The 6,078-nt window shown below is 65.2% G+C and carries 5 protein-coding genes; all 5 read left to right on the plus strand.

Annotated features, from left to right (window positions below):
• Positions 1–210: 210 nt before the first annotated feature.
• The 5 genes from NKH21_RS23895 (at position 211) to NKH21_RS23915 (ending at position 5,933) form a co-directional block, all read left to right on the plus strand.
• On the plus strand, positions 211–990 hold the full coding sequence (locus NKH21_RS23895; RefSeq protein ID WP_352668102.1) for a DeoR/GlpR family DNA-binding transcription regulator: 780 nt from the start codon (positions 211–213) through the stop codon (positions 988–990).
• Positions 990–2,369 (plus strand): FGGY-family carbohydrate kinase, encoded by a 1,380-nt coding sequence (locus tag NKH21_RS23900; protein WP_352668104.1) that lies wholly within the window; start codon positions 990–992, stop codon positions 2,367–2,369. Before NKH21_RS23895 ends, NKH21_RS23900 begins: the two co-directional genes overlap by 1 nt.
• Positions 2,366–3,910, plus strand: a complete 1,545-nt coding sequence (locus NKH21_RS23905; protein WP_352867922.1) for a sugar ABC transporter ATP-binding protein — start codon at positions 2,366–2,368, stop codon at positions 3,908–3,910. The genes NKH21_RS23900 and NKH21_RS23905 overlap by 4 nt, the downstream gene beginning before the upstream one ends.
• Positions 3,911–3,930: 20 nt before the next feature.
• Positions 3,931–4,908 carry an ABC transporter permease subunit gene (locus NKH21_RS23910; protein ID WP_502903445.1) on the plus strand — a complete coding sequence of 326 codons (978 nt, stop codon included), beginning with the start codon at positions 3,931–3,933 and terminating at the stop codon, positions 4,906–4,908.
• Between the two features lie 86 nt (positions 4,909–4,994).
• On the plus strand, positions 4,995–5,933 hold the full coding sequence (locus tag NKH21_RS23915) for an ABC transporter substrate-binding protein (protein ID WP_352668109.1): 939 nt from the start codon (positions 4,995–4,997) through the stop codon (positions 5,931–5,933).
• Positions 5,934–6,078: the final 145 nt, after the last annotated feature.

Here is a 6,078-nt window from a genome sequence, read left to right on the forward strand (position 1 = left end):
CCGGCCGCGTGGCCACGGCTTTGGACGTCCCGTTGCCTGGACGAAGACCGACGCTGGTATCGCAGATGCGAGTAAGTTACGTCAACAGTGATGTTATCGCGTCAAATCAGGCTTGCAATCAGCGGGGCGTTGAGTAAGTTGCACCAATTGCCGTGCAAAATGGCATGCCGTGCAAAATGCTTGGGAGGCAAGCGCATTGGGAGGTAAGGATTGAGCGACTCCGGCCGCCAGCGCCAGATCGTCGAGCTTTTGCGGGACCGGCCTTTCGCATCGGTGCGTGAGCTGCAGGAGCGGCTTGGCGTGTCGGCGGCGACGGTGCGGCGCGACATCGACAAGATCGACGAGGCCGGCGAAGCGCGCAAGGTTTATGGCGGCATCTCGGCGCTTGATGGCGCTTCGCAAGCCGGCGTCGCCTATGCAAGGCCCTATGACGAGAACCGCGACCTCGCCGTCGAGGCCAAGCGGCAGATCGCCGCTCTCGCCGCCACCATGGTGCGCGACGGCGACGCGGTCATCGTGCATGGCGGTTCGACCTGCTTCCATCTCGGCGTCAAGCTCGCCGACCGAAACATCCGGCTCTACACCAACTCGATGCCGCTCGCGGCCTATCTCAGCGACCACGGCCATTGCAGCCTGACGGTCGCCGGCGGCGAACTGCACCGCGAGCCGGGCATCATCCATTCGCTGACTCAGACGGTGCCGTTCTACGCCTCGAAGTTCTTTCTCGGCGCGCAAGGCATCGGCCAGGAAGGCCTTCTGGAATCGCATCCGCTGCTGGTCCGCTCAATCGTCGAGCTCAGCCTCTGCGCCGACCAGATCGTCGTGCTAGCCGACAGCCGCAAATTGTCGATCCACGCGCGCAACGTGGCGCTGCCGCTGTCGCGGATCGGCACGCTGGTCACCGATGACGGCCTGTCCGACGCCGATGCGCGCATGCTTGAGGATGCCGGCGTCACGGTGCGGATCGCCGCTTCCTCGGGAGGCGCCTAGTGAACATCGCCGTCCTCGATTTCGGCAAGACCAATTCGAAGCTGTTCGTCTTCGGCCAGGACGGACAGATCCTCGACGAGCGCCGCACCCAGCCGAGCTGGATCCGCAAAGACGGCTTCAGCGTGCTCGACGAGCCAGCGCTGCACGAATGGGCGGCTCGCGCCATCGATGATGCAGTCGACACGCACGGCGTGGAAGGGCTGATGGTATCCGGCCATGGCTGCACTTTCGCGTTGGTCGACGAAGCCGCGCTGACGCATCCGATCCTCGATTACGAGCAGGAACCGCCAGCTGAAATCGCCGCGCAGATCGACCGCCGCATTCCGGATTTTGCCGAGACCTTTTCGCCGCGCCTGCCGCTTGGCTTCAACTATGGCCGCCACATGTTGTGGCTGAAGCAGGTGGAGCCCGGTGCCTTCGCCGCAGCGAAATCGATCCTCGGCTACCCCCAATATTGGAGCTGGCGCCTTGGCGGCCGGCCGGTATCGGAAGTGTCGTATCTCGGCTGCCACTCGCATTTATGGGCGCCGCGCAAGCGCGATTTCAGCTCGCTGGTCGATGCCGAGGGCTGGCGCGGCCAGATGCCCGCCTTCGAGCGTGCCGGCGCGGTGATCGGCGAGCAGCGCTTCGGTCAGGCCGCGAAGCCGGTCGCCATCCATAATGGCGTGCACGACAGCAATGCCGCGCTCCATGCCTACCGCCGGCAGCAGCTCGGGCCGGTGACCGTGGTCTCGACCGGCACCTGGGTGGTCGTGCTCAATCCGGACTGTCCGCTCGATGCACTCGATGGCGAGCGCGACATGCTGGTCAATGTCGATGTCGATGGCGGCCCGGTGCCGACCATCCGCTTCATGGGCGGCCGCGAATTCGCGACGATCAGCGCCGGCTGGCAGGGCGCAATCGCGCCGTCATCGATACAACGGGTGATCGACGCCGGCATCATGGCGCTGCCGAGCTTCGCGCCCGGCGGCCCGATGCCGCACCGACGCGGCGAATTGGTCGGGCGTACGCCCAATGGCGAGGAACGCGCGGCGATGGCGCTGCTCTATGTCGCGTTGATGGTCGATCTGTGCCTCGAGCTGATCCATTCGGACAATACGGTGATCGTCGACGGCGGCCTGAACAATGGCGGGCTGCTTGCCGCGTTGCTGGCGCAGTTGCGGCCCGGGCAGGCCTTCCTTCAGGGCGCAACGCTGGAGGGCAGCGCCACCGGTGCCGCCGCACTTGCCTTCGAAAGCGTCGGACGCGAGTTTGCCACCGAGGCGCCGGAGGCGGTGCATGCGGCAAGCTTCAGCGGCCTTGCCGGTTACCGCAATGATTGGCGCGGCCTTGCCGCCGACCGGGCTGTGGTCAGCGCAGCTGCAGGAGGTGCGCGATGAGCGCCGCCGCCCGGATCGAGACGGTGCGCCAGCCGGTGCTGGAGATGCGCCATATCTCGAAGACGTTCGGTGCGATCCGCGCCTTGCACGATGTGTCGCTGACCGTTCACGCCGGCGAGCTGCACGCGCTGATGGGCGAGAACGGTGCCGGCAAGTCGACGCTGATGAAGGTGCTGTCCGGCGCCTACCGGCCGGACCCCGGCGGCGAGATCCTGATCGACGGCGTGCCGGCCGCCACCGGCGACCCGATCAAGGCGCGCGCGGCCGGCATTGCGGTCATCTATCAGGAGCTGTCGCTGGCGCCAAATCTGTCGGTGGCGCAGAACATTTTTCTCGGCAACGAACCGCGACGGTTCGGCGTCGTCGATCGCGAGCAGTGCAACCGGCGCGCCAGCGAGATCATCGCGCGGCTCGGCGTGGCCTTCTCGGCGCGCACTCCGGTCGCCAGCCTGTCGCTCGGCGAACGCCAGCTGGTCGAAATCGCCCGCGCGCTGTCGACCAATGCGCGCATCATCGTCATGGACGAGCCGACCACGTCACTGACCTCGCGCGAGACCGACCGGCTGTTCGAGGTGATCGCGACGCTGAAGGCGCAAGGCATCGCCATCATCTACATCAGCCACCGCATGGAAGAGGTCTACCAGCTCGCCGATCGCGTCAGCGTGCTGCGCGACAGCGGCTTTGTCGGCACGCTCGACCGTGCCGATCTGAACGCCTCGCGGCTGGTATCGATGATGGTCGGGCGCGATCTGTCGACCTTCTACAAGAAGGATCACCGCCCGCCGGACAGCAAGCGCGCCGTCGCGCTGTCGGTGCGCGGTATGTCGGACGGCAATCTCATCAAGAATTGTTCCTTCGACCTCCACAAGGGCGAGGTGCTGGCACTGGCCGGCCTGGTCGGTTCGGGCCGCACCGAACTGGCACGGCTGATCTTCGGCGCCGACAGGCACATATCGGGCACGCTGGAGCTCGGCGGCAAACCGATATCCATCGGTTCGCCGAGCGAGGCGCTCGATGCCGGCATCGCCTACCTAACCGAGGACCGCAAGCAACTTGGCCTGTTTCTCGACATGTCGATCTCCGACAACATCAGCATGGGCGTGCTGGCAAGGGACGCGAAGGCCGGCGGCCTGCGCGACTTCAATGCTGCCGAAAAGCGCGCCGCCAAGGCGGTGTCGGATCTCTCCATCCGCACCGGCTCAGTGCAGGCCAATGCCGGCTCGCTGTCGGGCGGCAACCAGCAGAAGGTCCTGCTCGCCCGCCTGTTGGAAACCGAGCCGCAGGTCGTCATCCTCGACGAGCCGACCCGCGGCGTCGATGTCGGGGCGAAGTCGGAGATCTACCGGCTGATCGACAACCTGGCCAAGAAAGGCATCGCCATCCTGATGATCTCCAGCGAACTGCCGGAGGTGATCGGCATCGCCGACCGCGTGCTGGTGATGCGCGACGGCACCATTGCCGGCGAGGTGACGGCGTCGAAGGGCGAGCCGCTGCGGCAGGAAGCGATCATGGAACTTGCAACGGGAGCGGCTCAGCGATGACCGACAAGGTGGCCGACACGATGAAAGCGGACGACCGGGCGGTCGGCAGGAGCACGAGGTGGCGTACCGCCATCGCCGCACTCGGCATGCTGCCGATCCTGATCCTGCTGGCGGTCGGCTTCCAGTTCATCAACCCGCGCTTTTTCACCCAGACCAATCTGCTGATCGTCATGCAGCAATCGTCGATCAACATCGTGCTGGCGGCCGGCATGACTTTCGTCATCCTGACCGGCGGCATCGACCTGTCCGTCGGCTCCATCCTTGCCGCCTCGGCGATGGTGGCGGTGATGGTGTCGCTGGTGCCCGATTGGGGACTGCTGGGCGTGCCGGCCGCCATTCTCGTCGGGCTCGGTTTCGGCGTCATCAACGGGCTGCTGATCGCCTATATCAGACTGCCGCCGTTCATCGTCACGCTTGGGTCGCTGACCGCCGTGCGCGGCGTCGCCCGCCTGCTCGGCCAGGACACCACGGTGTTCAACGCGGACCTGCCGTTCGACTTCATCGGCAACGGTTCGCTGTTAGGCATTCCGTGGCTGGTCATCATCGCGCTGGCGGTCGTCGTGCTGTCCTGGCTGGTGCTCAAGCGCACAGTGCTCGGCACCTGGATCTACGCTGTCGGCGGCAATGCCGAGGCCGCCAGGCTGACCGGCATCAAGGTGCCGCTGGTGCTGCTCTTCGTCTACGGCGTTTCCGGCCTTCTGGCCGGCCTTGGCGGCGCCATGTCGGCGGCCCGGCTCTATGCCGCCAACGGGCTGCAGCTCGGCCAGTCCTACGAGTTGGACGCGATCGCCGCGGTCATCCTCGGCGGCACCAGCTTCGTCGGCGGCGTCGGCTCGATCTGGGGCACGCTGATCGGCGGCCTGATCATCGCCGTGCTGTCCAACGGGCTCATACTCGCCGGTGTTTCGGACATCTGGCAGTACATCATCAAGGGATTGGTCATCATCGTGGCGGTCGCCCTCGACCGTTACCGGCTCCAGGCAGGAGCAAGAACGTGATGGCCCTTAGTCGCCGGCATCCAACGAGCCGGTTTCATGTGTAACGCACCGTGAGAGGCGCGGGGCATCAGGAGGAAAATAAAACAATGAAGACCATCGCTAAACTGCTCTGCGGCGTCGCCCTTGCGGCCGCCGCCATCGCGCCGGCATCGGCAAAGGATCTGAACAAGGTCGGCATCTCGGTCGGCCTGCTCGGCAACCCGTTCTTCGTCGCCACCATCAAGGGCATCGAGGACGCGGCCAAGAAGATCAACCCGAATGTGCAGGTGACCTCGGTATCGGCCGACTACGACCTCAACAAGCAGGTGTCGCAGGTCGATTCCTTCATCGCCGCCGGCGTCGACGTCATCATGCTCAACGCCGTCGATGCCAAGGCGATCGCGCCGGCGGTGAAGAAGGCGCAGGCGGCCGGCATCGTCGTTGCCGCCTTCGACGTTTCGGCGCCGGGCGCCGACGTCACCGTGATGACCAACAACGTCAAGGCCGGCGAAGAGGCGTGCCAGTATCTGGTCGATCATACTGGCGGCAAGGGCGACTACGTCATCCTCAACGGCCCGGCCTCGTCGTCGATCCTGGAGCGGGTCAAGGGGTGCAAGGACGTGCTGGCAAAACACCCCGACATCAAGATCCTTTCCGATGACCAGAACGCCGAAGGCTCACGTGACGGCGGCCTGAAAGTGTTCCAGTCGCTGCTGACCCGTTTCGACAAGATCGACGCGGTCTTCGCCATCAACGATCCGACGGCGATTGGCGCCCAGCTTGCGGCCAAGCAGCTCAACCGTTCTGAGTTCATCTTCACCGCGGTCGACGGTGCGCCCGATATCGAGAAGGAACTCGGTTCCGGCACGTCGATGATCAAGGCCTCTGCCTCGCAGGATCCCTATGTGATGGCCGGCCAGTCGCTGACGATGGCGGCTGACCTGCTTGCCGGCAAGAAGCCGGCCGAGCCGACGGTGCTGCTCGACCCGAAGCTGATCACGGCCGACAATTTGAAGGATTACAAGGGCTGGACCGCGGCTCGCTAAGCCTCCCAAGCCTGGTGGGGGGGGGGGGGCCGGGCGCGCCCGGTTTTTTGAGCCACCGCATGGGAAAACCCGTGTTTGGGTGTGGGGGGGGGGGATTAAACCGGAAGGTCCAGTAGGGGGTTTTTTGATCAAAGTGAGTGTTTTG

Origin of the sequence: Mesorhizobium sp. M1329 (genome assembly GCF_040318035.1) — a bacterium.
GTDB lineage: Bacteria > Pseudomonadota > Alphaproteobacteria > Rhizobiales > Rhizobiaceae > Mesorhizobium.

Excerpts from the sequence above, each read along its gene's own strand:
- NKH21_RS23915 (WP_352668109.1), top strand. The coding sequence starts at position 4,995 with ATGAAGACCATCGCTAAACTGCTCTGCGGCGTCGCCCTTGCGGCCGCC.
- NKH21_RS23910 (WP_502903445.1), top strand. The coding sequence starts at position 3,931 with ATGAAAGCGGACGACCGGGCGGTCGGCAGGAGCACGAGGTGGCGTACC.
- NKH21_RS23905 (WP_352867922.1), top strand. The coding sequence starts at position 2,366 with ATGAGCGCCGCCGCCCGGATCGAGACGGTGCGCCAGCCGGTGCTGGAG.